The following is a 25,134-nucleotide window of genomic DNA, read 5'->3' on the forward strand; positions in this document are numbered from 1 at the left end:
GGGGCTTTTTGTCTTTATGATTCACGCAAATTTATAGACTGGTTCGGTTTCGCTGTTAATAAATATCGAGATGTGCAAAGGGGGCTTTCATCGAGGCTTCCATGGCTTGCTCAAGCGTATGTACTCCCTTTGCTGCCAGCAGGGGGATCAGCTTGCACAATACTTCCGCGGTGACCATGGCGTCGCCAAGGGCCGTATGGCGGCCGACTATGGGGACACCGAGCCTTCTGGCCACTTCTTCAAGTTGGTGGCTCTGCTGGTTAGGATGGACAACCCAGGACAAGAGCAAGGTGTCGAGTACCGGTTGATTGAAGTGGACGCCGCTCGATTGTTCCTTGAGTTTGAGGAACTTCATGTCGAAGGCTGCGTTGTGGGCCACCAGCACCGAACCCTCGGTAAATTGGTGCAGTTGGGGCAAGGCCTGGTCGATGGTCGGCTGACCCAGCAGCAGCTCTGGAGCAATTCCATGAATTTCGATGGATTCCTCAGGTACCGGTCGCCGTGGGTCGATCAGCTGGTCGAGGGTTTCTTCGTAAAGAATCCGGCCGTTGACAATCCGAACCGCACCGATCTGGATAATCTCGTCCCCTTGCGACGGTTTGAGACCGGTGGTTTCGGTGTCGAATACGGCGTAGGTCAGCTGGGCAAGGGATTGTTGGCAGATGTCGTCCTTGCACACCTGGTGCAGCAGGCCGAATTCATAGTGAATGGGACAGTATTCACCCACCGAGCTCTCGCTGAAATGCTCATCCGTTTCGGCTATGGGCAGGAGAATGCGTAGCTGATTGATCTGCTGATCCTTGTTCTGGGTCAGGTCAAAAATTCCTCCGATACGCTGAATCAGGTCCCCAAAGGATACCAGGCGATCCTGGGCGTCTCGAATCAGCGGGCGGTTTTGCCAGCCGTCCAACTCTTCTTTGCTGACTGTGCAGCCGGGCCAGGCGATTTCAAACATCGCCCTGTCGGCACTGGTGCGGTGAAGTTCAATGGTCAGCGCCGCAAAATTTTCGGCGTGGAGCAAAGCGTTGACCAGCTGGGCCAGGCACTGCACCATGGCATAGCTGTCTACCTGCAGCCAAAGGTCTTTGTCGGCGCAATGGGTTACAGAGATGCCTGAAAAGTGCCGCAGGTGGTGCTCGATGATATTCAGGAGATGTTCACCAAGAATGTTTTCCCGGTGACCAATATCGACCACTTGTTGTTTGTAGGATTGCTCTGCCTGTTGAAGTTTCTCGGTCAAGCTGCCGATGGCCCGGTCAATGCTCTGCAGTGATGCTTGGTGCTCGGTTTCCTGCAGTGTCGGCGACTGGGCCAGGGTTTCCAGGGCCTGGCTGAGCTGTTCAAGGGGAGAGTGCAAGGCGGCAGTCAGGCCGTAAAAAATCTGTTCCCGCTCCAAGCCGTTCTGCATCTGCTGGCTCAGGTCTTCCATGGCCAGAACGAAGCCGGAAACAGACTTCTCACTGTCGCCGTTTTTGAACACCGGGGCCATATGAATCCGCAGAACATGGGATTCGCCTACGGTCATCACAAAGTTGGAGGTCGGTGATTTCTGGCCCCGGTTGGTCGCCTCGTGCAGCATGTCGATGGCGTGGACAATGGGACCGCGTTCGAGCACGCTGAACAGCGAGCGGCCGAGGCCGATAAGCTTGCGGGGTTTTTGCAGAAGTTTCTGCGCCGCCTGGTTGTAGAGCAATATTTGGCCGCTCACGTTGCAGGCCAAGACTCCGGTGGGCAAGTCGGACATCAAGGCTGCCAGCAGATTGCGTTCGTGCTGTAGGTCCGACCGGGCCTGGTTGATCTTTTCCTTGACTTCGGCTTGCAGGGTTTCAAATGCATCGGCCGATTCATTGATGATGCCTGCCAGGTTGACCAGCTCCGGAGCTCCTTTGGGCTTGATGCGGTGGCTGGGATTGACGGCAGAGATGAGCTTGGTTTCTTCGCCGAGTCTCAGGATCGGCACCACGTAAAAGTAAAACAGCAGACTGACCAGGCCGCCGATAATAAGAAACAGGAAGGTTGCGCCGATCAGCGGAAAGGGAATCAGGCGGTGGGCGATACGGGCGATGAAGTCCTGCTCTGCAAGGGTAATCTGATGCCATGCGGCAGCCAGGCTCCCGAGGATGACGCCGAACACGGCGAACAGGATGATGAGCAGGAAAACCCAGTATTTAACAGTAGGACGCATTGTTGCCCTCGGATTGGACTTGGCGGTCGCTTGAACGACTCATCGTTACCCGAACGATATGATACACAAGATAAGCCTTCGTGACAATCAACAGCACTGCAAGAAGTTGGCTTTTGCCTGCCGTAAAAGTGTCGGGGCTTTGTTGACTAAAAGGATAGGGCTTGTCTGTTTCGTTGAGAGCCGCTAACATGTTAGGACTCTGTTGGTCTTACTATGAGCCGCTTGTAAGATTCTGTAGAGTGGTGCGGCAGAGTCCGGTTCAATGTCGTGACCGCGATGAACGGTTTAACCGTTGCCTGAGTAAAGGGAAGGCGCCCATGAGTTTATCAAAACATTTGCGAGACGTGGAACCTTTCAATCAGTTGCCGGAGGCTGTGGTGCAGGATCTGCTCGCAGCGGCCCGGATTAATATTTATCCTGCCGGAACCTGTATCTTTGCCCAGAACGATCCCCCCAGCGGTTTTCTGTTTGTGGTTAAAGAGGGGTTGGTTGAGATAACGGTGCTTGCCTCCTCGGGCGAGGATATGGTCGTCGACTATCTGCAGGAAGGGCAGTTTTTGGGGGATACGGCTCTGTTTGGGGATGATCCCTATTCGGTCGGTGCCCGGGCTGCCAACGATGTTCAATGTTACTTATTGCCCTTTGAGTTGTTGCATCAGCTTGAAAGGCGCTACCCGCAATTGCGGGACTATTTTGCCGGAGTGCTTGTCTCAAGGGTTCGACAGCTCTACAGCGAAATGGTCGCCGACCATACGCTGAGCGCTCTGGGGCAGATGGAAGCCTATCCCTTTAAAAAGCGGCTTTCCGAGATCATGTCCTCGCCCATCGAGATGTGCGACGGGGGGGAAACGGCACGGCAGGTCGCTCGGCGTATGGCCGATAAACGCATTAGTTCGGTGCTGGTTGCCGGGCAAGACGGGTCGCCTGCCGGTCTGATTACAGAAAAGGACCTGGTAACCAAGGTGATTGCCGCCGAGGTTGACGATCCGCAAAAAGTCACCGCTGAGCAGTTGATGACGCCCCATCCGCATGTCATGCCTCCCGATACCTACATGTATGAGGCCATGGCTTATATGCTTGGGCATCAGATCAGACATATGCCCGTTATCGACCGTGGCGAGCCGGTCGGCATGGTTACGTTGCGTGACCTGATGCGCTATCGGAGTCAGAAGGCTATGCTGCTGCTGGGCAGTATCGAGGAGGAAGAGTCTCTCGCCGGTTTGTCTCGCATGCGTCAGGAAATCGTCAATGTGGTACGGGCGCTGTTGACCGAAACGCGTAATATCCATGAAGTCACGGAGGTCATCTCCCATCTGCATCATGCCATCATCAAGCGGGTCTATGCCATTTGTGAACAGCAAATGGCTGCCGCCGGCCATCAGAAACCGGCAGTGCGGCACTGTTTTCTGATTATGGGCAGCGGCGGTCGTCGCGAGATGCTGCTTGGGCCCGATCAGGATAATGGATTTATCTACGAGGACATGTCTGAGGAAAAGCTGGCCGAGGTTGAGAGCTATTTTGTGCCTTTTGCCGAAAAGCTGGTGGCGGCATTGGCCGAGGTCGGCTATCCCTTGTGCGACGGCAAGGTCATGGCCAACAATCCGGCCTGGCGCGGTCGTCTGAGCGATTGGCGGGCACGTCTGCGAGAGTGGTTCAACGACCCGGAGCCCCAGAATGTCAGGGATTCATCGATCTTTTTCGACTTTACCACCCTGGTTGGCGATCCGAGCCTAGCCCAGGAATTGCACGGTATAGTGCAGCAGGGCATTCGCGAATTTCCCGGGTTTCTTTTTCACATGATGTCTCTGGATCTGCAGTGCAAGGCTCCTATAGGCTTTATGGGACGTTTCCTGCTGGAGAAGAGTGGTGAACAGGCCGGCCTGCTTTCCCTCAAGAATGGTGGAAGCATTTTTATCGTCGATTGCGTGCGCATGTTCTGCCTGGAACTGGAGCGATCGGAGCTGCCTACTCTCGAGCGCCTTAAGGTGCTGGTCGAGTTGAATGTCTTTGATGTCGAGACTGCCGACCATGTGCGGGCGGCCTTTGAGGCTCTGGTGTATCTGCGCCTGCGTAATGAAATTGCCCTGGTTGAGGCGGGTCGGGAGCCAAGCCATTACCTCGATCCCCAGGCCTTGCCCAAAAATGAACAGGAGCTGCTCAAGGGAGCGTTGCATGCGGTTAAGAAACTGCAGGACTCCGCTCGCCGGCACTTTGCAAAAACCCCCTTTTAGTCCCTATCTCTGCCGTCTTTCCCCGTTTGTTCCGGTATTTTGTCGTCTGCACATAAAAAAGTTTTTTATTGACTTCTATGGCCAAGGCCGTATCATGTCCGGGTTATTTACAGTCGGGTTGTTTACAGACAATTGGGTTATTTCGGCTATAATTGTTTACAGCCCGCTGCAAAGGCCGCCTTGGTCGGCCTTGCATAGCGTAGCATGCAGCACCTTGTTTCACTGATCGCGCAGCAGTGTTGTTATCCGCAAAGCGGCTCTCCCTCGGGCCGTAAACCAGGATGAGAGGAGGTGAATAGCAGAACCCCTTTTCAGGGAACCATGCGGAACGTCACTTGGTGCGCGCCGCCATTTTTTTGAGCTCGTTCTACCGCTCTTTGTTTTTTGGAGAGAAAAGACTAGTAAAGGAGTAGCAACTATGGGACACGGACCCGCAGTAAAACTGGGCAAGGATTATGCGTCCGGTTATAAGACTAAACTCGGCATTTCGATGTTCATCGTTTACACCCTCGTTTATGCCATTTTTGTAGGTGTCAATATCACGAATCCGGCAGCGATGGAGACCATCGTCATGGGCCAGACCCTGGCTGTCGTTTACGGTTTCGGTTTAATCTTTTTGGCTTTCGTCATGGCGATCGTCTACAACCACTTCTGCACCGCTGCAGAAAAACGGCTGAATAAATAGGGGGCGCCACCAATGATTTATACTCAATCTCCGTTGGCAATCGCCCTGTTCGTCGCTTTCGTCCTCTTTGTGCTGGGCCTCTCCTTCTACCTGGCCCGTCGCACCACCTCCTCCGAAGGCTACTACGCCGCCGGCGGTAACATTCACTGGTTTGTTAACGGTATAGCCTTTGCCGGCGATTACCTCTCGGCTGCTTCCTTCCTCGGTATTTGCGGCATGATCGCGACCGCCGGTTACGACGGCTTCCTCTACTCCATCGGCTATCTGGCCGGTTGGATGGTAGCCCTGTTCCTGGTCGCCGAGCCGATGAAGCGCCTCGGTAAGTACACCTTTACCGATGCTCTGGACTCCAAGTTCAACTCTAAAGGCATTCAGCTCGCCGCCGCCATTTCTACCCTGGTGGTATCGGTCTTCTACCTGATCCCGCAGATGGTTGGTGCTGGCGTTCTGGTACAGCCCCTGCTCGGTCTGCCCCACTACGTGGGCGTTATCATCGTCGGCATCGTCGTTACTCTGATCGTTGCCACCGCCGGTATGGCCTCCACCACCTATGTTCAGTTCATGAAGGGTGGCCTGCTGCTGATCTGCTCCCTCATTCTGTGTTTCGGTATTTTGGGTCGCGGCCTCTCCACCAACCCTGATCAGGGCGGCAAAAAAGCCTACCACGACTTCCAGACCATCCAGGCCAATGTGGCTGCTGATGGTTCTCTGCTGCTTTCTGACGCTGCTTACGCTGCTCCTGCTGACTGGAAGTCCGGTAGCCTGGGCGAAGCCGGTTTTGTCAAGCTGAGCAAAGAAGGCGTCGATACCATCTGGCAGGTCAAGCAAGCTGCTACCGGTTTCGAACTGGAAGAGACCCTGTTCGTCACCACCCTTGAAGACGGCACTAAGCTTTACAACGGCTCTCCCAAAGAAGAAGGCAAGTTCTTCCCCGTCGGTCATATCAAAGAACTCAAGGTCGACGGCGTTGAAGTTGCAGAAACCGGCGCCATCGGTCCTTTCTCCTTTCTGAAGACCATCGGAGACTCCACCGTCGTTCTGTGGGGCAAGAAGTACGTCAAGAACGATGACGGCAGCAAAACCCTCATCTACTATCAGAAGCCGACCAGCGGTGCTCGCATCCTGCGTCCCGGTCTGAAGTTCAAGGTCGACAATGCTTCCGGTACCGACAAGTTTAACTTCATCTCCCTGATGCTGGCCCTGTTCTGCGGTACTGCGGCACTGCCCCACATCCTGATTCGTTACTACACTGTACCGAGCCAGGCTGCGGCCCGTAAGTCGACCCTGGTGGCTATCGCCTCCATCGGTTTCTTCTACATGATGACCCTGTTCATGGGTATCGGCGCTATGACCAACGGCGTTATTAACCTTACCGATAACAACATGTCGGCACCTCTGGTGGCTCTGTCCTTCGGCGTTATCCTGTTCTCGATCATTTCGTCGATTGCTTTTGCTACCGTACTCGGTACCGTTTCCGGTCTGATCGTTGCCGCGTCCGGCGCCGTTGCTCACGACTTGATGTCCAACTTCCTCGGCATCAAGATGACCGACAGCGGCATGGTTATGGCCGGTAAGATCTCCGCGGTTGTGGTCGGAATCGTCGCCATTTATCTCGGTATCGTCTTCGAAGGCATGAACGTTTCCTTCCTGGTCGGTTGGGCCTTTGCCGTAGCTGCTTCGGCTAACCTGCCGGCGATTCTCATGCTGTTGTTCTGGAAGAAGACCACTGCACAGGGCATCACCGCATCGATCCTTGTCGGTCTGGTATCGGCCCTGGGCCTGATCCTGCTCTCCCCCGACATGTGGGTTCGTTACGGCCTGCTGCCCCAGGATGCGCCGATTACCTTTAACAGCCCGGCGCTGGTCTCCGTTCCTCTGAGCTTTATCGCTCTGGTTGTGGTTTCCCTGATGACTCAGGGCTCGGCGGTTGCAGCGCCTGCTGAGGACTGATTAGTCTGAAACCCGATATTGCTTGAAATGTATAACTTGCGGGGTCGCCTTCTGGCGACCCCGCCTTTTAGTAATTAAGGAGGGGTTCGATAGCCTTCTGAAATAAATTTCTTATCGGGTTTGATGGGAGATCTATGGTATATTGCTCATCAAACTTTAGGTTTAGGAGAAACATGAGACGATATCGCGTTACTTTGTTGGTCGTTTGTCTGGTGCTGCTTTTTCTCGGCGGTTCCGACCTGAATGCCCTGCGTCGCAATTACCAGATCCAGCCGATTTCCATTGCCGAACTGGAGAGAAGCGGACCGCCGCAGGAGTGGTTAGCCATTGAAGGCGGCCATGTCAATCTGTTGGAAGCTATTTCCACCTCCGGTTCTGTCGAGGTCAGCGCTTTTTTGGTGCCGTTGAAGATCAGCCGCGACGCTCAGGAGTACCGGGTGCTGTTGGAAACCCGTGCGCCGGCCATTGTCGATGCTTTGAAGACCTACCATTTCAAGCTTGACAGCGAACAGGATCAGCAACGCTATGTGCAGGAGCATCAAGAGTTGTTTTTCGGCCGTCGCGATGTATCCGGCATGGTCATGAGCGGCTTGATTAACATCAACAACAAAAATCGCCTGGCGAAGATGGAAAAGGATTACGGCATCGATCTGCCGGAAGAGGTAATCTTTTTCAGCGAAGACAAGGAGCCGGCGAAGATTCGCGGTTTTCTCTTCGTTGGCGTTGCTTTGCTCGGAATGGTTAAACTTTTTTCCCGTTGGAAAAAGCCTGCTGCACCGGCAGCGGAATAAAGTTTGTTGAGCCTGTCTTGACAGCCGACAAAGGGCGTTGCTAATCTCGCAACAGTCCGATAGTTTTTAACCGAGGCCAGGGACGCGTTCCCTGGCTTTTTATTTATTAAGCGTTTGAAAGCCTGGCCTATGCTCGATGTCGACCTTAAAAAATTTCCCGCCCTGCCCGGCGTCTACCTGATGAAGGGGGCGCAGGGCGAGGTGCTGTACGTCGGCAAAGCCAAGCATCTGCGTAATCGGCTGCGTAGCTATTTTTCCGTTACCGGAGACGGTCGGGCCCACATCCGCTTTCTCATGAACCGGGTGGAGACTATAGAGACCATCGTCACCGATACGGAGAAAGAAGCCCTGATCCTTGAGAATACCCTGATCAAAAAATATCGTCCTCGCTACAACATCAATCTGCGGGACGATAAAACCTATGTTTCGCTGCGTATCGATATGCGCGAAGAATTTCCCACCTTGCAACTGGTGCGTCGCGTTAAAAAGGATGGCGCCCGCTACTTCGGTCCCTATTCCTCGTCGACGGCAGTGAAGGAAACCCTAAAACTTATCTATCGTATCTTTCCCCTACGCCATCATCCCCTGGAAGCCTGCCGCCGCCGGGATCGCCCCTGCCTTTATCATCAGATAGAGCAATGCAGCGCACCCTGCCATGGATTGATCAGTCCCTCGGAGTACGCTGCTCTGGTCGACGGAGCTGTGAAGTTGCTGGCCGGTCGCGAAAAGGAAGTGGTCACTTTGTTGCAGCAGCGTATGGGGGCCGCAGCCGAAAAACTGGATTACGAACAGGCGGCCCGGCTGCGCGATCAGGTTCAGGCCATCGAGCAGACGGTTGAGAAACAAAAAGTGGCCGATGCCGGCGGTGGTGATCAGGACGTGGTTGGTCTGCATCGCGAAGGCGGCGAGGTAGAGCTGGCGATCCTCTTTGTCCGGGAGGGCAAGGTCATCGGTCGCCGAAGCTATAGCCTTGAATGGCGGTTGGCCGAGGACGAACTGTTGTCATCCTTTCTACAGGAATTTTACAGTCGAGATGTGGTTATTCCTGATCGTCTGTTGCTGCCTTTGGTTCTCGAAGATAGCGAAACATTGGCCGATTGGCTGAGCGAGCGCAAAGGGAAAAGGATGCAATTGCTGGTGCCGCAACGGGGAGGGGGGCGACAACTGGTCGAGATGGCCCGACGCAACGCCGAGGAATCCTTTCGCGAAAAGGGCAGCCGTCGGGAAGCCCGGCAGCAGGTGTTGCAGGATATCGCCACTCGATTACAGTTGGGTCGTCTGCCGCAAAGGATCGAATGCTTCGACATTTCCAATGTGCAGGGGCGCTTCAGTGTGGCCAGTATGGCGGTCTTGAGTGACGGGGAACCGGACAAGGGGGCTTATCGGCATTTTCGAATTCGTACGGTGACCGGATCGGACGATTACGCTTCTCTCTATGAGGTGCTGAAGAGGCGCCTGACCAGGGGCATGGAAGAGGAGGTCCTGCCCGATTTCATCCTGATCGATGGCGGTAAAGGGCAGTTGTCGGTATTGAACGCGGTCTTGGAAGAATTGGCCTTGAGCGATCGCATCGACGCCGTGGGCATAGCCAAAAGCCGGGTGCGCAGCAATGTTCGTGGCAAGGTGGTGGAGCGCAGCGAGGAGCGGTTTTTTCTGCCCGGCCGCAAGAACCCGGTGGTGCTGCGCCAGGGATCGCCAGCCCTCTTTATGTTGGAGCGGTTGCGTGACGAGGCTCACCGTTTTGCTATCACCTATCACCGCAAGCTGCGCCGGCAATCGACCCTGCATTCGGCCCTCGAGGACATTCCCGGTGTCGGAGCGCAGCGTCGCAAGGCTTTGTTGCGCCATTTCGGCAGTCTGAAAAAGATCAAACAGGCCAGCCTGGAGCAACTAAAAGACATGCCCGGCTTACCAAGTACCTTGGCCGAGCGTATTTTCGACACCTTTCATAAATCGGGTTCCTCAGAATAATATCCAAATCCCTTTTTTCGCGGGTGCAACCTTCGAACAGTTTACTTGTCCCTTGCCTGGGCTCGGCCGCTCAGTTCGTTCAATACCTTCATCCGCTGCTGCAATTCATCGCTCAAGGCATTGGGGACATATCGCCAGCACCAGTTGTGCTCCGGTTGGCCGGGGCGGTTCATGCGGGCCCTGTCATCCAGGCCTAAAAGGTCCTGCAAGGGTAGGATGCAGGTATCGGCCACGCTGGTCATGGCCGCATGAATCAGGCTCCAGGGCATCTCGGGGGTGGGGTTTCCCAGGTAGGCAGAAACTTGCTTTTTCGCTGCGGCGGACAGGTTTTGCCACCAGCCGAGGGTGGTGTCGTTGTCGTGGGTGCCGGTATAGACGACACAGCACCGTGTGAGGTTGTGCGGCAGATACGGGTTGTCCGGACCGGAATCGAAGGCGAACTGAAGAATTTTCATGCCCGGTAAGCCGAATTGATCGCGCAGGGCCTCTACTTCTGGAGTGATGATTCCCAGGTCCTCGGCGATCAGGGGCAGTTGGCCGAATTCGGCGAGCAGGCTTTTGAAGAGCTCTGATCCGGGGACTGGTTGCCAGGTGCCGTTAATGGCCGTTTTTTCGTCGGCAGGAATGGCCCAGCAGGCTTCAAAGCCGCGAAAATGGTCGATACGCAGCAAGTCGGTTTGTTCCAATGCCCAGCGCAGTCGGGACTTCCACCAGTTGAAATTATCCTCTTTCATATGCTCCCAGCGGTACAGGGGATTGCCCCAGCGTTGGCCTGTTGCGCTGAAATAATCGGGAGGAACGCCGGCTACCAGGGTCGGTTGCATCTCCTGGTCAAGCTGGAAGAGTTCCGGATGGCTCCAGACATCGGCGGAATCGAGGGCGACAAAGATGGGCATATCACCGAGCAGTCGAATCCCCCGCTGATCGGCATAGCATTTCAAAGCAAACCACTGTTCATAAAAAACAAATTGGGCATATTGCTGCTCAAACAGGTCGTTGGCCAGTTCTTCTTTCCAGAAAGACAAGGCCCCTGATTGGCGTTGTCGAATTTCCAACGGCCAGGTGTTCCAACTGGCTTCTTTGAACTTACGGCGTAAGGCTTGAAACAAAGAATAGTCATCGAGCCAATCGGCTTGCTCATGACAAAATTTATCAAACGCCTGCTGCCGCTGCCGATCTTCGCCATTGCGAAAGACTTGTGAGGCTTTGCGCAAAAGCCGGGTTTTCAGGCTGTGTACGAAACGAAAATGAACCCGCCCCTCCTCCATGGCGATCCCGGCAATGTCGGCCGGTTCAAGGTCGCCGGCCTCCACCAGGCGTTCCAGGCAGATCAGCAAGGGATTGCCGGCAAAGGCAGACAAGGCGCTGTAGGGGGAGTCACCGTATCCCGTCGGGCCCAGAGGCAGGATTTGCCATAGGCTGTGGCCGCTGGCCGCTAGAAAATCGATGAAACGGTAGGCTTCACTTCCGAGGCTTCCGATGCCGTGGGGTCCGGGAAGGGAGGTGGGGTGAAGCAGGATACCGCTGGTGCGCTGTTGGGACATGACGGAAGCTCCTGATGAAAAATCCGCTGCGCTTTTTCGCTGCGGAAAGGCATGGTTTCGATGTCAGCCCCTATTCTAACCGAAATTGAATGATTTGTTACGGCTGTTGGGCGAATCAGATTGCTTCGCACCTATTTTCCCCGGATCTCGCATGTCCCGGTCCAGGAAAAATACCGCAACGCCGTAGGGCGGACTTTTTGCGACGCCATCAAGCTTGACAGTTCCGCGTAAAATAGCTATAAATTGCCTTCTCTCAAGACCGTAAAAGCACTATTTTGCGCAAATTTCCAAATTGAACGCCTGTGGACATCGCTGACCAAAAAGATCGGGACTGGATGCAAGTCAGTCTGCAGGAAGCGGCGGCAGCAGCTGCGCTGGGCGAGGTTCCGGTCGGTGCTATTGTCGTTCATGACGGTGTCATTATCGGTCGGGGATATAATTTACGGGAAAGCAGCAACGATCCGACTTCCCATGCCGAGATGATCGCTATTCGGCAGGCGGCCGAGACCCTAGGTTCCTGGCGTTTGCTCGACTGCACGCTATACGTAACCCTGGAACCTTGCGTCATGTGCATGGGGGCCATCATTCTGGCCCGGATTCCGCGGCTGGTCTTCGGCTGCCGTGACCCCAGGGTCGGAGCCGTCGGTTCCATCTATGATCTTTCCAAGGATGATCGTTTCAATCATCGGGTAGCGGTCACCGAAGGGGTGCTCGGCGATATCTGCAGCGAGATGTTGAGCGATTTCTTTCGCCAACTGCGGGCAAAACGTAAAAAAGGTTCAGAATCAATCGACAATAAATAAAAACGGAGGGGTGTCCGAGAGGTCGAAGGTGACAGACTCGAAATCTGTTGTACCGCAAGGTACCGTGGGTTCGAATCCCACCCCCTCCGCCAGTAAAAACAAGGGCTTAGCCGATTTCGGCTAAGCCCTTGTTTTTGAAAAATGGCCTTGTGCTGCACTTATGCTGCACTTCGCCACAAAACCTCACCGCACGTGGCAACGGATTCAGGCTCATCCTCTTCCTCCTCGGTTTCGAACATCCTTTCGTTCATGCTCTCCACTACGCTCCGGGTGTGGGCTTCTGAGAGGTGGGCATATCGTTTCACCATCTGGAAGGTTTTATGCCCCAGTACCGCGGCGATCTCCGAGACGGTGGCTTTGTTCATGGCCATGTGTGATGCGGCAGTGTGCCGGAGGTCATGGAAGCGGAAGTCTCTGATATCGGCTTCCCTTAGAGCCTTTTCCCAGGATTTGCGGAAATTGGCAGGTCGGTCAGCTTTCTCTTCGGCGAACACCAGCCCATGTTCAGGATGGCTTTCTGCCGCTAACTCTCTCAGCACTTGCTGCGTCATGCTGGCAAGAGGCACGGTGCGGCGCTCTTTGTTCTTGGTTTTATGGAGCACCAACTGTTTGCGGTTGAAATCGATGTCTTTCCAGCGCAGGTTCAAGATCTCGCCTTGGCGCATACCGGTAGACAAGGCTAGGGCAACGGCTGTATAGAGAAACCTATTGGGTTGGCAGTGACAGGCATTAAGCAGTCTCTGTATCTCCTGTTTGTCCAGAAAGCGGATCCGGCCCTGTGGTTCCTTCGGCTTTCGTATCTTGGCGACTGGGTTGTCCGAGATCCACTCCCATTCCTTGATCGCAATGGAGAACGCATGTGACAGGGCGGCCAAGTACCGATTAACCGTAGATGGCGACCGTTTGCGTTTGCGGTAGGTGACTTCGGCCTGCAACTTGTCCCGGCATGTTGTGATCATGGCCGCAGTGAGGTCGCAAAGCAGGTAGGGGCCAAGTTCAGTTTTCCACCACATCAACTGTGTCTGTTGGGCTTTGCCATGGCGGCCTTTGGTCGGCAGAACTTCCTCTGTGTAACGGTCAATCAATTCCTCTAAAGTATGCTTACGGGACTGAGCAGTTTTGAAATGCCTGTTTTCAATCATGGCGGCTTCGATTGTCTTAGCCCACCTTTTCGCATCGGTCTTTCTTGGAAAACTAGCCGTTTCTGTGGGATAGCCCTTTCGGCGGATAATTACCTGGTAGCGTTTCTCTCCAGAAGCTAACGTTCTCTCGATAATACTGGCCATTGAAATGTCCTTTTCTCCGGCCGGCAACGCTGGTATAGACGTGCCGGCCGGTATTTTTCTGGTTAGTGGGTCTGCATACCATTCCTTTTCTCAACCCACCGGAAGAACTTGTCCTCGTCGATCAGTACTCGCCGACCGACCCTGACAATGCATTCAGAGAACCCGTTGGTCTGCTCGTAAAAGATCAGGTGGCGCAGACCTCCAATGGGTGGCCATTGGTGGTGGTCGTTCCATCTGGTTACCGGTATGAGCCTGCTTTTCTTTTGAGGGGTTTCCGACAGTTCTGTAGGTGGTCTTTCTACCTCAGAACTGTCTGGGTTTTTTGCGTGCAGTTTTTGCGGATTACTCGTTGCTGCCAACTTTTCTTCGGTCATTAACTGACTCCTTTAGTGAGTGTGTGAATCGGGCTGGGTCCGAACAAAACATTGATTCCAGCTATTAAATAGTTGGCAGCTGCGGTGTGGTTTTGTAGTTTTTTGTTTGGGGTAAGGATGGTCGGTTTTGGTTGCGTTGAGAGAGCGGGTATTGCTTGTAGGAATTAACCTGAGGTGGGGAGAGTAATGAGAGATTTTCACGGGCATGTCGGACGAGAAAGCTGGCATGCAATGCAGGAGGAGGATAGCGATGCGGCTAGCTGTAATCAATGAACCTGTTGGATTACGACTCTCCTCTTTGCTTTTTTACCTTTGCGATCATTTTCTTCTTAATATCGGTAGGGACGAAAATATGCTTCCAGTGCCGCAGGTTACGGCCCAGGATGTAGAGTTCGTTCTGGTCAGCGTGCATCAGGTCGAAGCGCAATGCAAATTGCCTGTCGCTCTGGCCGGCCATAAACAGGGCCGCTTCCTTGAACCATTCCAGGTGCGCGGCCAGTTTTTCCAATTCGGGTAGCAGGTTTACCTGTTGGGCTTCTTGCGAAAAAGGCGCTTTTCCAGCAAGGGATTCTATGATTTCTCGACCAGTTGTTTTCTGGGTCTGCTTCTTGAGCACGGCTTTGTTGCGCTTGATCTCTATTTCGAGCTGCTGTGCTGCAAGTTTGCCATCGAGATCGTTGTCGAAACTTTTTGAGCGGTGCCGACCGTCCGGATCGCGCCAGCGCATCTGGAGCTTTCGGCCATTTTTGGTGATGTGGATGGACATAGATATTTTACGGGCTGTCGCCTGCCTCCTTTTGTAGAATTGATTTGTACGTGGGGTTCTCCGAGGACTGGATTGTGCTTGAGCAGCCATTGAGTTTTTTCGGTGGTCGTCGGGTTTTTAAAAAATTGGCCGCTGCGCCCTTAATAGAGTCCTAGAAAAGCGGGGGAGGGATTCCCGCTTTTGGCATGAGCAACAAGGGCGCAGCAGCCCATGGTGGGAGGGTTGTAATGCATGTTCTTATAACGAAGCTGGTATGGTTTTTTTAAGGGGTGTTGGGGTTATTCGGTCGATTATGTTGTTCATAGCGGAAGGGGGACAATCCTCTAAGTCATTGTTTTAAAGTGCCTATTGAGGAAAATGTAGGATTTTTATAATGTCGCTGCACGTAGTTGCCCTTCTAATTCCTTCAGCCACGATGTCACCACAGTAGAGCAGGCGGCTTAGCGGACTATCTTTTGTCTCCAGTTGAATATGTTTGCGGTGTAGATTCCCTTCATCTCTGATCGGGCAAGATTCAGACAAGCCATAACCAGTCAGACGCGAAAGGCCCGCCAAGAGAAACGACAGTCTTTCCAATATGTCAGGAGTTGTTGGAATGCCACTGCCAATTCACATTTTGATTACCAAACAATTCGACAGAACTCATAATACGATCGAATTTCCTGCCCGAAAATATTACTGAAACTGGTTAGTTGGGTGCCCTTCTTGTAGATTTATAGGAAAATAGGTATGATCCGATCTGGAAAGTGCCTAGGCTAAATTAACCCAATCAGAACCAAAACGCTTAATCGGCTTAAAATTGCCTAGCATGTTTTTTCCACCTTGGATTTTAAACGGAAACCAAGTAAAAAGTGGTTTTATAGAAAGACAAATCGAGAACAGGAAATGAGTGTTTATTTTATTTTGGATGAATCGCCCCTAGTTTTGTAGACACTCCTGGGTTATAAAAAATGACTCAGGAGGAACCCATGAGCAGCAAGCGTTACACCGAAGAGTTCAAGATCGAAGCCGTCAAGCAAATCACCGAGCGCGGCTACTCCGTTTACGATGTCGCTCAGCGTCTGGGAGTGACCACCCACAGCCTATATGCCTGGCGCAAGAAATACGCTTCAGGTCCCCAGCACGACCCGAGTCTCGACCAGGATGCCGAGATCAAGCGGCTTCGTGCCGAACTGAAACGGGTTACCGAAGAGCGAGATATTCTAAAAAAGGCCACCGCATACTTCGCCAAAGAGTCCCGGTGAGGTATGCCTTTATCCGGGCACACCTAGGGCAGTTCGCTATTCGCAACCTGTGCCGGATGATGCAGGTTCACCGCAGCGGCTACTACGCCTGGATCAAGCAACCCAAGTCGGGCTGGCAGAAGGACGACGAGAGGTTGTCGGGACTCATCAAACAACTCTGGCTGGAGAGTGGCTGTGTCTATGGTTATCGCAAGGCCTATAAAGATCTGCGTGAAATCGGCGAGACCTGTGGTCCGAACCGGGTGGCCCGCCTGATGAAACAGGCCGGGTTGAAAGCCCAGGTAGGCTACAACAAGCCCCGGCATAAAGGCGGTAAGGTCTCTGTCTTGGCCGACAACCATCTCAATCAGGACTTCGATGTCCAACAACCCAATCAGGCCTGGGCCACCGACATCACCTATATTCGCACCTATGAAGGGTGGTTGTTCCTGGCCGTCGTCATAGACCTGTTTTCCCGTCAGGTCGTGGGCTGGTCAATGCAACCCAAGATGCAGGTCGATCTCGTACTCAACGCGTTGCTCATGGCGGTGTGGCGGCGCAAACCAAAGAACCCGGTGTTGGTCCACTCCGACCAAGGAACCCAGTACACGAGTAGCGACTGGCAGAATTTCCTAAAGACGCAAAATCTGCTGTGCAGCATGAGCCGCCGTGGTAATTGCTACGACAACGCTGTCGCCGAGAGCTTCTTCCAACTCTTAAAACGAGAGCGAATCAGACGCAAGACCTACAAGGACCGAGAAGAGGCCCGGCGCGATATCTTCAACTACATCGAAATGTTCTACAACCCGGTTCGCCGTCACGGTTACAATGACAACCTGTCGCCAATGGAGTTCGAAAGGCGCCATTTCAGCAAAACCCAGAGTGTCTAGCATTCTGGTGGCGATTCAGTTGGTTCCCAAGTGCCAACCCTTTTGTTGTGTCGTGTGGCAACGTCAATTCGAAGAAGATGAGTCCGGCCGAATAGCTGGGCGAAGCAACTGTATAATCCCTGAACCCGCCTTTTTGTTGCCATCTAAGATAATTACAGTCCTTTTTTTGTTAAATGATGCTGTTTCAACCAACGAAACAATGGAAGTTTGTTTTTTGTTGAGTTAATATCTCATAATTCATTTTTTACCACGTGCTCGAAGGGGGGACAGAAAGCAATGTCTATTAAAACTCGCCTAACGTTAGAGCTTGCGAAGAGGGTGCTCCCGAAAGAGCGGTTTGCGGTAAACTTGAGGGAAAGAAAAGTAAGCAAGAATGCCGCGCCGGTATATCTTACCTTCGACGATGGTCCTCATCCTGATTTCACACCGAGGCTTCTTGACGAGATTACTAAATTAAAAGCCAAGGCAACTTTTTTTGTTCTTGGGAAACGGGCACAACTTTACCCGAATTTAGTTCGCCGTATACTCGCTGAAGGGCATTCGGTTGGAACTCACACCTGGAGCCACTGGAGTGCACGGAAGGTGTCTGTCGCAACTTGGATCAAAGACGTACAATGCGCTCGTCATGAAGTGGAAGACATCACAGGGAAACCGTGCAAGCTTTTCCGCCCCCCCTACGGCGAACTAACGCCATTATCTCTTCTTGCTCTTATGCGAGAAGGTATCCGCACCATTCACTGGTCACAAGATACAAAGGATTTTGCCTGTACCTCTAAATCAAAGTTCTGTCAGTGGTTTGCTGACAACACACCTACGCCTGGCACAATCGTTCTTATGCATGACCTGACCGCCCTAACGCACGAAAACTTACTCGAAGGTTGCTCACATTGGCAGGAAAACACCGAGTTTTTGTCAATCCCGGAGTAAGGGGAGATAGGCCGCCCTCAGTTGCGTTAGAATATTTCTCCCGCCCTTTCGTCGCAAGAGGCGTATCATAAAAGCATGAACCTCCCATTTCACTTCTGGTGCTAGACCTATATCTTTTCCACTAAACTACACAGATTTAGCCCATGAGATCAGTTCCTTTCGTCCCCAAATCATTGAATACATAGTGGGCACATATTTCCCCTCCTCGTATAGACGACGTCGTGTGCCCGAGGTTCTTGTAGCAAATTCTAGATCTTTTTCTGACCCCCTGTGCCGCATAAGGTAGGCGCCCCGCTCTAAAGGACGCGTTTGCAGGAAAGAAAGCCTAGGACTTATCTCTAACAGTTGAGGATCGTGAAACCAGCTTGATGAAACTAAACCTCGGACATGTTTGCGACGGATCAACAGTTCAGCAATTCGCAGGTAATAACGATCAAAACCTTCCTCATTGAACTCATCTAGGTATTCAGTATTAGTGTGACTACGCAACCAAACCCCTTTTCCTCTACAGCGAACATAGTTAAATAACGATTGAACACTACGCTCCCTGGCAACCGCAAGAATACAGCTTGACAACGGTATGCGATCGTTCAAATCAAAATCCTCAGCTCCGCAAGGAACGGTCAATGCAAAAACAAAACGCGCATATTTCACAAGGGGTGACTTAGGCTGGTTGGGCAAATTTTCACTCATATCTTTCAGGCCGTTAGCCATCCGTTCGAATGCAGCTGGGTAAAATGCCAAAATGCTATCAGGTAAGTTTTCACTCTCCACTAACTTTGGAGTTTTTAGTGCTAACAATGCTGCTAGAGATATTTTTAAACTACAGCGTTCTTCTTTTGACAAATGTGATAGTTTCTCTTCGAATACTTGTTCGGTGTATTTTTCCGGCACCTGGTTAGCAGTAGTATGGATCCAGCGACTAGACTCTAATTCAATGAGTGAATATATGTTAGAAACAGCTTTTTCGTGAGGTCCTTGCACCGATTTAGCCAGTTGAACGAAGATCTCATGCGCTTGAGCAGACATTAAGGTTTTCATACGATACCCTCCTGTTTTGTAAATATTTGGAGATTGATAGGAAATTGCATTGACTGGTCTACCCTACGACGCTTGAGGCACCCTTCTCTGGCCATAAAATGAGCCCCCCCCAACTCAACAAAAATTAATAAATACTAGACCTTCACTTAACTACTAGTCAACTTCAATAAAGGTTATTGTTCACTATCCAGCCCAAAGGTCTCGAATAGAGAACGGGTAATATGTGCTGCGCCTACCAAAGTTACCCCGTAATGTTTTTGTGTTTTTGTTCCGAAAAGCAAAACAGTCAGCAAACCGCCGTTTCAAATCTAAGCAATTACGTCCGATTTCAGTCTCTTTCAGCGCCGAACTACGCTGTGCCGGCGGGTGTCAATATAGTTGTCGCCTCAGTCTCGTTATGCTGCTTCGCTACTTAGGTCCTCTTCGGGGGACTGAATCGCCACCAGAATGCTAGACACTCTGGGTTTTGCTGAAATGGCGCCTTTCGAACTCCATTGGCGACAGGTTGTCATTGTAACCGTGACGGCGAACCGGGTTGTAGAACATTTCGATGTAGTTGAAGATATCGCGCCGGGCCTCTTCTCGGTCCTTGTAGGTCTTGCGTCTGATTCGCTCTCGTTTTAAGAGTTGGAAGAAGCTCTCTGCGACAGCGTTGTCGTAGCAATTACCACGGCGGCTCATGCTGCACAGCAGATTTTGCGTCTTTAGGAAATTCTGCCAGTCGCTACTCGTGTACTGGGTTCCTTGGTCGGAGTGGACCAACACCGGGTTCTTTGGTTTGCGCCGCCACACCGCCATGAGCAACGCGTTGAGTACGAGATCGACCTGCATCTTGGGTTGCATTGACCAGCCCACGACCTGACGGGAAAACAGGTCTATGACGACGGCCAGGAACAACCACCCTTCATAGGTGCGAATATAGGTGATGTCGGTGGCCCAGGCCTGATTGGGTTGTTGGACATCGAAGTCCTGATTGAGATGGTTGTCGGCCAAGACAGAAACCTTACCGCCTTTATGCCGGGGCTTGTTGTAGCCTACCTGGGCTTTCAGCCCGGCCTGTTTCATCAGGCGGGCCACCCGGTTCGGACCACAGGTCTCGCCGATTTCACGCAGATCTTTATAGACCTTGCGATAACCATAGACACAGCCACTCTCCAGCCAGAGTTGTTTGATGAGTCCCGACAACCTCTCGTCGTCCTTCTGCCGGCCCGACTTGGGTTGCTTGATCCAGGCGTAGTAGCCGCTGCGGTGAACCTGCATCATCCGGCACAGGTTGCGAATAGCGAACTGCCCTAGGTGTGCCCGGATAAAGGCATACCTCACCGGGACTCTTTGGCGAAGTATGCGGTGGCCTTTTTTAAAATATCTCGCTCTTCGGTAACCCGTTTCAGTTCGGCACGAAGCCGCTTGATCTCGGCATCCTGGTCGAGACTCGGGTCGTGCTGGGGACCTGAAGCGTATTTCTTGCGCCAGGCATATAGGCTGTGGGTGGTCACTCCCAGACGCTGAGCGACATCGTAAACGGAGTAGCCGCGCTCGGTGATTTGCTTGACGGCTTCGATCTTGAACTCTTCAGTGTAACGCTTGCTGCTCATGGGTTCCTCCTGAGTCATTTTTTATAACCCAGGAGTGTCTACAAAACTAGGGGCGATTCAAAGGGACTCGGGAGTTTTCTCAATCAGTCTTACGTGGGGGAGTTATGTGACTCCATAAAGAAGGGAGCAATCCACGGCAAGATTACGGCAAGGCTTCATTGTTGTGGCCGAATAGCACCACAAGATTACCGCAAGGTTACAGCAAGATTGCAAAAAGGCGGACGGTCATCGTTGAAGGTTATGATTTTCCCCTGCCACAAAAGGCCGAGTCCGCCTGGAATGGTTCTGAGGCTGTCCATGGGTCCTTCTGGGCGATTATCTGCGGGTAACGACAACCTCGGAGCCATTTCTAGCGCCAGCATTCACCAAAGATGTCCTTCCTTTGTGGGTGGCAGCATGAAGTTATAACGGAAACTTTTGGTGGTATTTTTTACGGTATCCGATTTTTGTCATTGTGGCCAGAGGGCGAAAAAACAGCTGCTTAGGCAGTCTGTTTGATGGACACCCCCCGCCATTAATAACAAGGGCTTAGCCGATAGTGGCTGAGCCCTTGTTTTGTTTATGGATCGGCTTTGGGTGTTTGGGCTGCCGGTTTCTTAATGGTGGCCTGGGTTTTTCCACAGGCTGCGAACGATAAGAACTAAAAGCAGCAGGGTCCAGAATATAGCCAGTGGTGAATCTGTGTGTTCTTCCCCTTTAGAGACCCAGTCGCTGATGCTGGCACCGGTCCAGGCGTAAATACGATTGAGCAACCAACCCGCAAACAGTGAGCAGCCGGCGATGGCAGCCAGGTAGATGACCGTTACCTTTTTGCCCCAGAACCGGCCGATTACGGTCAGGGTGGCAGCATTGGTGGCCGGCCCTGCAAGGAGAAATACCAGCGCCGCACCGGGAGAGAGGCCTTTGAGTACCAGGGCCGCAGCGATCGGGGTGGAGGCACTGGCGCAGATGTAGATAGGGATGCCGATCAGCAGCATGGCCAACAGCGAGGTGTATTCCCCGCTGAGATAGCGCAGGAAGAAGGTCTCCGGGACAAAGAAGCTGATGATGCCGCTGATCAGAATACCGATTAACAGCCATTTGCCGATATCGCCCAGCAGATCGCCGAAAGCGAATTTCAGACCGGCGCCAAGTTTTTGCCGCAGGTTTTCCGGGTGGTGGTGATGCTCTTCACAGCAGTTGCTCTTGCAGCAGCTGTCGGCTTCTTCCTCATCAATAGCTTCTTCGGTGGCCTGATCGGCTGGCAATAGGTTGATGCAGAGCCCTGTTACGGTGGCGGTAAAAAAAGCCGCGAGAGGTCGCAATACCGTCATAATGGGATCGAGCAGGGCATAGGTAATGGCGATGGAATCGACTCCCGTTTCGGGTGTCGAGATCAGAAAGGCTGCCGAGGCACCGTTGCTGGCTCCGTGTTTACGTAGCCCGACGGCCGCAGGGATGACACCGCAGGAACAGAGGGGCAGCGGGACGCCGAACAGGGAGGCTTTGATGACTGAGCCGACGCTGCTGTGGCCAAGGTGTCGGGCGACAAAGTCTTCAGGGACAAAGGCTTTGAGCAGGCCCGCGGCAAAAAATCCGAACAGCACGAAGGGGGCGGCCTCGACGAGCAAGCGCCAGCTAGCCAATAAAATTCCGATGATCATATCGAACATGAGGGGAGGAGCCTTTCTTGTTTAAGGTAATGTATGGCGTCAGCAGCTTGCCGGAATTCTGCCCGGTCACCTGCTCTCGGTCTCTTTGTTCGGAGTGCCCTTTGAAACGCATTTCGCAGATTTGTTTGGATATTATAGTACGATTAGTGACTAGACGCCAAAGGTGCCGTCGGTTTGTGCTGAAATTGATCGATTGGGATTCGCTGGACTTCTCTCCAGCGTTTTTTTCTATGGGATATTGAATCTATTTAGTCTGTTGGCTGTTTTGCGGCTGCCAGGGCTTGAACAATGGCTCGGGCCGAATTACATTGCTAAGAGTCTGTCGAGCTTGGGGGATGAAAGTAGATCCATTCCGATGTTCGACGTTCTCCTGGTTAACCACTATTTCGGGATTGATTCATGGCGGAGGGTGATCAGACATATACGGAGAGTTGCCTGCCGGTGGCGGCGCCCGACCTGGTCGTTGCAGAAACGGTTGATGGGAGATGGCAGGTAGTTTCCGTCTCCGAGCAATTGGCGGCGTTTTTTGGTCTGACCGTTAAGGAGATGCAGCATCGCCTTTTGGGCTCTTCTTTGGCCGACACGGAGCCCTCTTTGTTGGGGTTGGCACGGGAGGTGGCAGCCGGTGATGTTCCGTTAAGGGATGTGCGCGTCCGCTTTCCCGGAGGCGGCCGGCCGGTAATGGTTGCCGAGGCGGCCAGTGGTTTAAGTGAGGACTTTAGTCGCCGAAGGGTGTATTTCCATTTTCGCCCCTTGTCTTCTAGTGAAAAGGATCAAGCGCTTGTTCAGCACGGCATGGTCGGCGTCAGTCCCATCATGCGTGAGGTTTTTCGTAAGATCGCTCTCTATGCGCCTGTCGATGCTTCTGCCGTGGTGACCGGTGAGACCGGTACGGGCAAAGAACTGGTAGCCCGAGCTCTGCACGACAGCAGTTTGCGACGGGACGGACCCTATGTGGCGGTCAACTGCTCAGCTATTTCCGAAGAGTTGCTTGAGTCGGAACTGTTCGGCCATGAAAAGGGGGCTTTTACAGGGGCTTTGCGCACTCATCGCGGGCGTTTTGAGAGGGCCGATGGCGGCACCTTGTTTCTGGATGAAATTGGTGACATGCCGTTGCACACCCAGACCAAATTGTTGCGGGTTCTGGAGGAAGGAGTTGTTGAGCGAGTCGGAGCGGAACGGGAGCGATGCGTCGACGTGCGTATCGTGGCGGCGACCAACGTGCCCCTGGAGAAGGCGGTTGGCCGGGGTCGCTTTCGGGCCGATCTCTATCATCGTCTGTCGGTGTTGCGGATTCATTTGCCGGCTCTGCGCGAGCGTCCTGAAGATATCCCGGCCCTGGTCGACCACTTTCTACGCCAGTTCAGTCGCAAGTACCGGCGTACTATCCATCGCCTTACCCCTGAAGCTATCACCCTTTTGCAGTCCTATCTGTGGCCCGGCAATATACGGGAGCTGCGCAACGTGCTCGAGCGGGTTTTTATCGAAACCCGTTCTGAAGCCATTGGCGCCAGGGCTTTTCGGGAATGGGTTCGGGAACGCCAGGATTTTTCACCTGGTCAGTGGGATAATAAGGAGAGCGGTTCAATTCCCAGTCCCGCGGTCATGCTGCCTCACCCCCTGGCTTCGTCGCAGGCCGAATCGATTGGGTCCGGTGACAAGGTGCTCGAGGCCGAATACGCATCCGATCGCACCCCTTCTCGCCGATCAACACGTCCGGCCAATTTGAGCGAAACGGCTATACGCCGTGCCTACCAAGCTGCAGAGGGCAATCTTGCTGCGGCTGCCCGCCTGCTTGGCATTCATCGCGCCACCCTTTATCGCTATCTGAAAAAACTGGATATTTCTCGAGAGGATTTGCAGGGCTAAGTGACGCACCGTCAAGCCCGCCCCGCTCCCCATGTGTCGCAAGCTGTCCTGTCTGCAACGTTGCAAGGTTCTTGCGACACTGTGTGCGACGTCGCAACCTTTCTGCGGCTTTTCCTGATAAACGTTGTAAGCTATTGAAACTAAACGGTTGTGGCTGTTTTTTTGAAGTTGGCACGGGCCTTGTTAAGTAAGTGGATGAAAGCTGAATAAAACCTTTCAGACTTATTCACAACAAGGAGGCCAGTATGTTCAGTAAAGATCTTTTTAGAGAAATGGAACTCTTGCGGCGGGAAATCGACGATGTCTTTCGTGGCAGTGCCGGGCGGCGAATGTTCGATTCGGTGTTCATGCCCGGCATCGGCCAGAGAGGTTACCCGTTAATCAACCTGCACAACGACGAGGATAATTTGTACGTTGAAACGTTGCTTCCCGGGGTCGATCCTTCCGAGCTAGAGATGACTGTTCAGCAAAATACTCTGACCATCTCCGGTGAACGCCACAAAGCTGAAACGCCGGAAAAGGTCGTATGGCATCGCCGCGAACGAGGCGCTGGAAAATTCCTGCGAACCGTCGAACTGCCACTCGATGTGAAAACCGATGAGGTCCGGGCCGAATACAAGGACGGTTTGCTGAGGGTGACTCTGCCAAAGGCTGAAGCTGCCAAACCGACCCGGGTGGCGATTGAAGCGTCCTGAGGTAAAAACAGATTTCTCTTCACGCATTACATCAAAGGAGTGACGCCATGGCTGAGAACAAAATGAGCGTATATAACGACGAAAAAGAAAAAGCTTTGACCCGCGAAGAAACCCGTGCCCAGAACAACTACCTGTCACCGGCAGTCGATATATATGAAACCGAAGACGGTCTGGTCGTAATGGCTGACCTGCCGGGTGTCGACAAAAGCGGTCTTGAAATCAATGTCGAACAGGGGGTGTTGACGCTCGAGGCCCATGCCAGTGCGGATGTTGCCGCCGACGAGATCAGCAGGGAGTTTGCCTTGCGAAACTTTTACCGGCAATTCCGCCTGCCTGACAGCATCGACGCGAACGCCTCAAACGCAGTGCTGAAAAATGGTGTGTTGACCCTGAGCCTGCCTCGGGCTGCCGCTGCAAAGCCTCGTCGCATTGAGGTGACGACTCACTGACGGCCTTTGCCTCGCAGGAGGCGACATCGGTTTCGGCCCTGCCGGTTGTTGGCCGCCGGGCAGGGCCGGTACGGAAAAATCCCCGAAGTTGACGAGTATCCTGTAACCCATAAAATGACGTGATATTGCACAGGAGTTTGGTGGGCCAACAAGGCCTGACCATCGCTGCCTAGCCGGTGCTAATCAGCGTTGGTCGTACCGCAGTTG

Annotated in this window: 19 protein-coding genes and 1 tRNA gene; 12 read left to right on the forward strand and 8 right to left on the reverse strand. The window is 53.1% G+C overall.

The window, feature by feature from the left end; genetic code table 11:
* Positions 1-55: 55 nt before the first annotated feature.
* On the reverse strand, positions 56-2,185 hold the full coding sequence (locus A7E78_RS11705) for a 3'-5' exonuclease (RefSeq protein WP_072284461.1): 2,130 nt from the start codon (positions 2,183-2,185) through the stop codon (positions 56-58).
* A 317-nt stretch (positions 2,186-2,502) separates the two neighbouring features.
* Here A7E78_RS11705 and A7E78_RS11710 point away from each other — a divergent pair, with 317 nt between their 5' ends.
* From A7E78_RS11710 to uvrC, 5 genes are all read left to right on the forward strand, one after another.
* Entirely contained in the window at positions 2,503-4,416 is a 1,914-nt protein-coding gene (locus A7E78_RS11710; protein ID WP_072284462.1) for a DUF294 nucleotidyltransferase-like domain-containing protein, read from the forward strand.
* Positions 4,417-4,834: 418 nt separating this feature from the next.
* Entirely contained in the window at positions 4,835-5,101 is a 267-nt protein-coding gene (locus tag A7E78_RS11715) for a DUF485 domain-containing protein (RefSeq protein WP_072284463.1), read from the forward strand.
* 12 nt (positions 5,102-5,113) lie between these two features.
* The gene (locus tag A7E78_RS11720; RefSeq protein WP_072284464.1) at positions 5,114-7,051 is read left to right on the forward strand and encodes a solute symporter family protein; all 1,938 of its coding nucleotides are present in this window, start codon (positions 5,114-5,116) and stop codon (positions 7,049-7,051) included.
* A 173-nt stretch (positions 7,052-7,224) separates the two neighbouring features.
* Positions 7,225-7,842: a hypothetical protein gene (locus tag A7E78_RS11725; RefSeq protein ID WP_072284465.1), complete on the forward strand. Its 618-nt coding sequence runs from the start codon at positions 7,225-7,227 to the stop codon at positions 7,840-7,842.
* 129 nt (positions 7,843-7,971) lie between these two features.
* A complete protein-coding gene (uvrC, locus tag A7E78_RS11730) occupies positions 7,972-9,813 on the forward strand; it encodes an excinuclease ABC subunit UvrC (RefSeq protein WP_072285143.1) in 1,842 nt (613 codons plus the stop codon).
* Positions 9,814-9,854: 41 nt separating this feature from the next.
* Here uvrC and malQ read toward each other — a convergent pair whose 3' ends face one another.
* The gene (gene malQ, locus A7E78_RS11735) at positions 9,855-11,357 is read right to left on the reverse strand and encodes a 4-alpha-glucanotransferase (protein WP_072284466.1); all 1,503 of its coding nucleotides are present in this window, start codon (positions 11,355-11,357) and stop codon (positions 9,855-9,857) included.
* Between the two features lie 308 nt (positions 11,358-11,665).
* Here malQ and tadA point away from each other — a divergent pair, with 308 nt between their 5' ends.
* Both tadA and A7E78_RS11745 read left to right on the forward strand, forming a co-directional pair.
* Positions 11,666-12,160, forward strand: coding sequence for a tRNA adenosine(34) deaminase TadA (gene tadA / locus A7E78_RS11740; RefSeq protein ID WP_145924946.1), 495 nt, complete (start codon positions 11,666-11,668; stop codon positions 12,158-12,160).
* Positions 12,161-12,164: 4 nt separating this feature from the next.
* Positions 12,165-12,252, forward strand: a tRNA-Ser gene (locus A7E78_RS11745).
* Between the two features lie 66 nt (positions 12,253-12,318).
* On the opposite strand, the gene A7E78_RS11750 is transcribed toward A7E78_RS11745, so the two are convergent.
* The 3 genes from A7E78_RS11750 to A7E78_RS11760 form a co-directional block, all read right to left on the reverse strand.
* The gene (locus A7E78_RS11750) at positions 12,319-13,446 is read right to left on the reverse strand and encodes a tyrosine-type recombinase/integrase (RefSeq protein ID WP_072284468.1); all 1,128 of its coding nucleotides are present in this window, start codon (positions 13,444-13,446) and stop codon (positions 12,319-12,321) included.
* Between the two features lie 62 nt (positions 13,447-13,508).
* Positions 13,509-13,820 (reverse strand): hypothetical protein, encoded by a 312-nt coding sequence (locus A7E78_RS11755; RefSeq protein WP_235606743.1) that lies wholly within the window; start codon positions 13,818-13,820, stop codon positions 13,509-13,511.
* A 283-nt stretch (positions 13,821-14,103) separates the two neighbouring features.
* On the reverse strand, positions 14,104-14,586 hold the full coding sequence (locus A7E78_RS11760; RefSeq protein WP_072284469.1) for a hypothetical protein: 483 nt from the start codon (positions 14,584-14,586) through the stop codon (positions 14,104-14,106).
* A gap of 968 nt (positions 14,587-15,554) precedes the next feature.
* Here A7E78_RS11760 and A7E78_RS11770 point away from each other — a divergent pair.
* Positions 15,555-16,699, forward strand: a protein-coding gene (locus tag A7E78_RS11770; RefSeq protein ID WP_145924899.1) for an IS3 family transposase whose coding sequence is annotated in 2 segments (ribosomal slippage) — positions 15,555-15,789 and positions 15,789-16,699 — 1,146 coding nt in all. Because the reading frame shifts where the segments join, the coding sequence is not laid out codon by codon here.
* Between the two features lie 276 nt (positions 16,700-16,975).
* Complete coding sequence (locus A7E78_RS11775) at positions 16,976-17,626, forward strand: polysaccharide deacetylase family protein (RefSeq protein WP_072284471.1); 651 nt, start codon at positions 16,976-16,978, stop codon at positions 17,624-17,626.
* Between the two features lie 126 nt (positions 17,627-17,752).
* Here A7E78_RS11775 and A7E78_RS11780 read toward each other — a convergent pair whose 3' ends face one another.
* From A7E78_RS11780 to A7E78_RS11795, 3 genes are all read right to left on the reverse strand, one after another.
* Positions 17,753-18,667, reverse strand: a complete 915-nt coding sequence (locus A7E78_RS11780; protein ID WP_072284472.1) for a hypothetical protein — start codon at positions 18,665-18,667, stop codon at positions 17,753-17,755.
* 450 nt (positions 18,668-19,117) lie between these two features.
* Positions 19,118-20,262, reverse strand: a protein-coding gene (locus A7E78_RS11785) for an IS3 family transposase (RefSeq protein ID WP_145924900.1) whose coding sequence is annotated in 2 segments (ribosomal slippage) — positions 19,118-20,028 and positions 20,028-20,262 — 1,146 coding nt in all. Because the reading frame shifts where the segments join, the coding sequence is not laid out codon by codon here.
* Between the two features lie 596 nt (positions 20,263-20,858).
* Entirely contained in the window at positions 20,859-21,914 is a 1,056-nt protein-coding gene (locus A7E78_RS11795; protein ID WP_072284474.1) for an SO_0444 family Cu/Zn efflux transporter, read from the reverse strand.
* A gap of 399 nt (positions 21,915-22,313) precedes the next feature.
* Here A7E78_RS11795 and A7E78_RS11800 point away from each other — a divergent pair, with 399 nt between their 5' ends.
* From A7E78_RS11800 to A7E78_RS11810, 3 genes are all read left to right on the forward strand, one after another.
* On the forward strand, positions 22,314-23,783 hold the full coding sequence (locus A7E78_RS11800) for a sigma-54 interaction domain-containing protein (RefSeq protein WP_072284475.1): 1,470 nt from the start codon (positions 22,314-22,316) through the stop codon (positions 23,781-23,783).
* Positions 23,784-24,028: 245 nt separating this feature from the next.
* Entirely contained in the window at positions 24,029-24,478 is a 450-nt protein-coding gene (locus A7E78_RS11805) for an Hsp20/alpha crystallin family protein (RefSeq protein WP_072284476.1), read from the forward strand.
* A 47-nt stretch (positions 24,479-24,525) separates the two neighbouring features.
* On the forward strand, positions 24,526-24,927 hold the full coding sequence (locus tag A7E78_RS11810; RefSeq protein WP_072284477.1) for an Hsp20/alpha crystallin family protein: 402 nt from the start codon (positions 24,526-24,528) through the stop codon (positions 24,925-24,927).
* Positions 24,928-25,134 lie beyond the last annotated feature (207 nt).

The sequence above is a fragment of the Syntrophotalea acetylenivorans genome (genome assembly GCF_001887775.1).
Classification (GTDB): Bacteria; Desulfobacterota; Desulfuromonadia; order Desulfuromonadales; family Syntrophotaleaceae; genus Syntrophotalea_A; species Syntrophotalea_A acetylenivorans.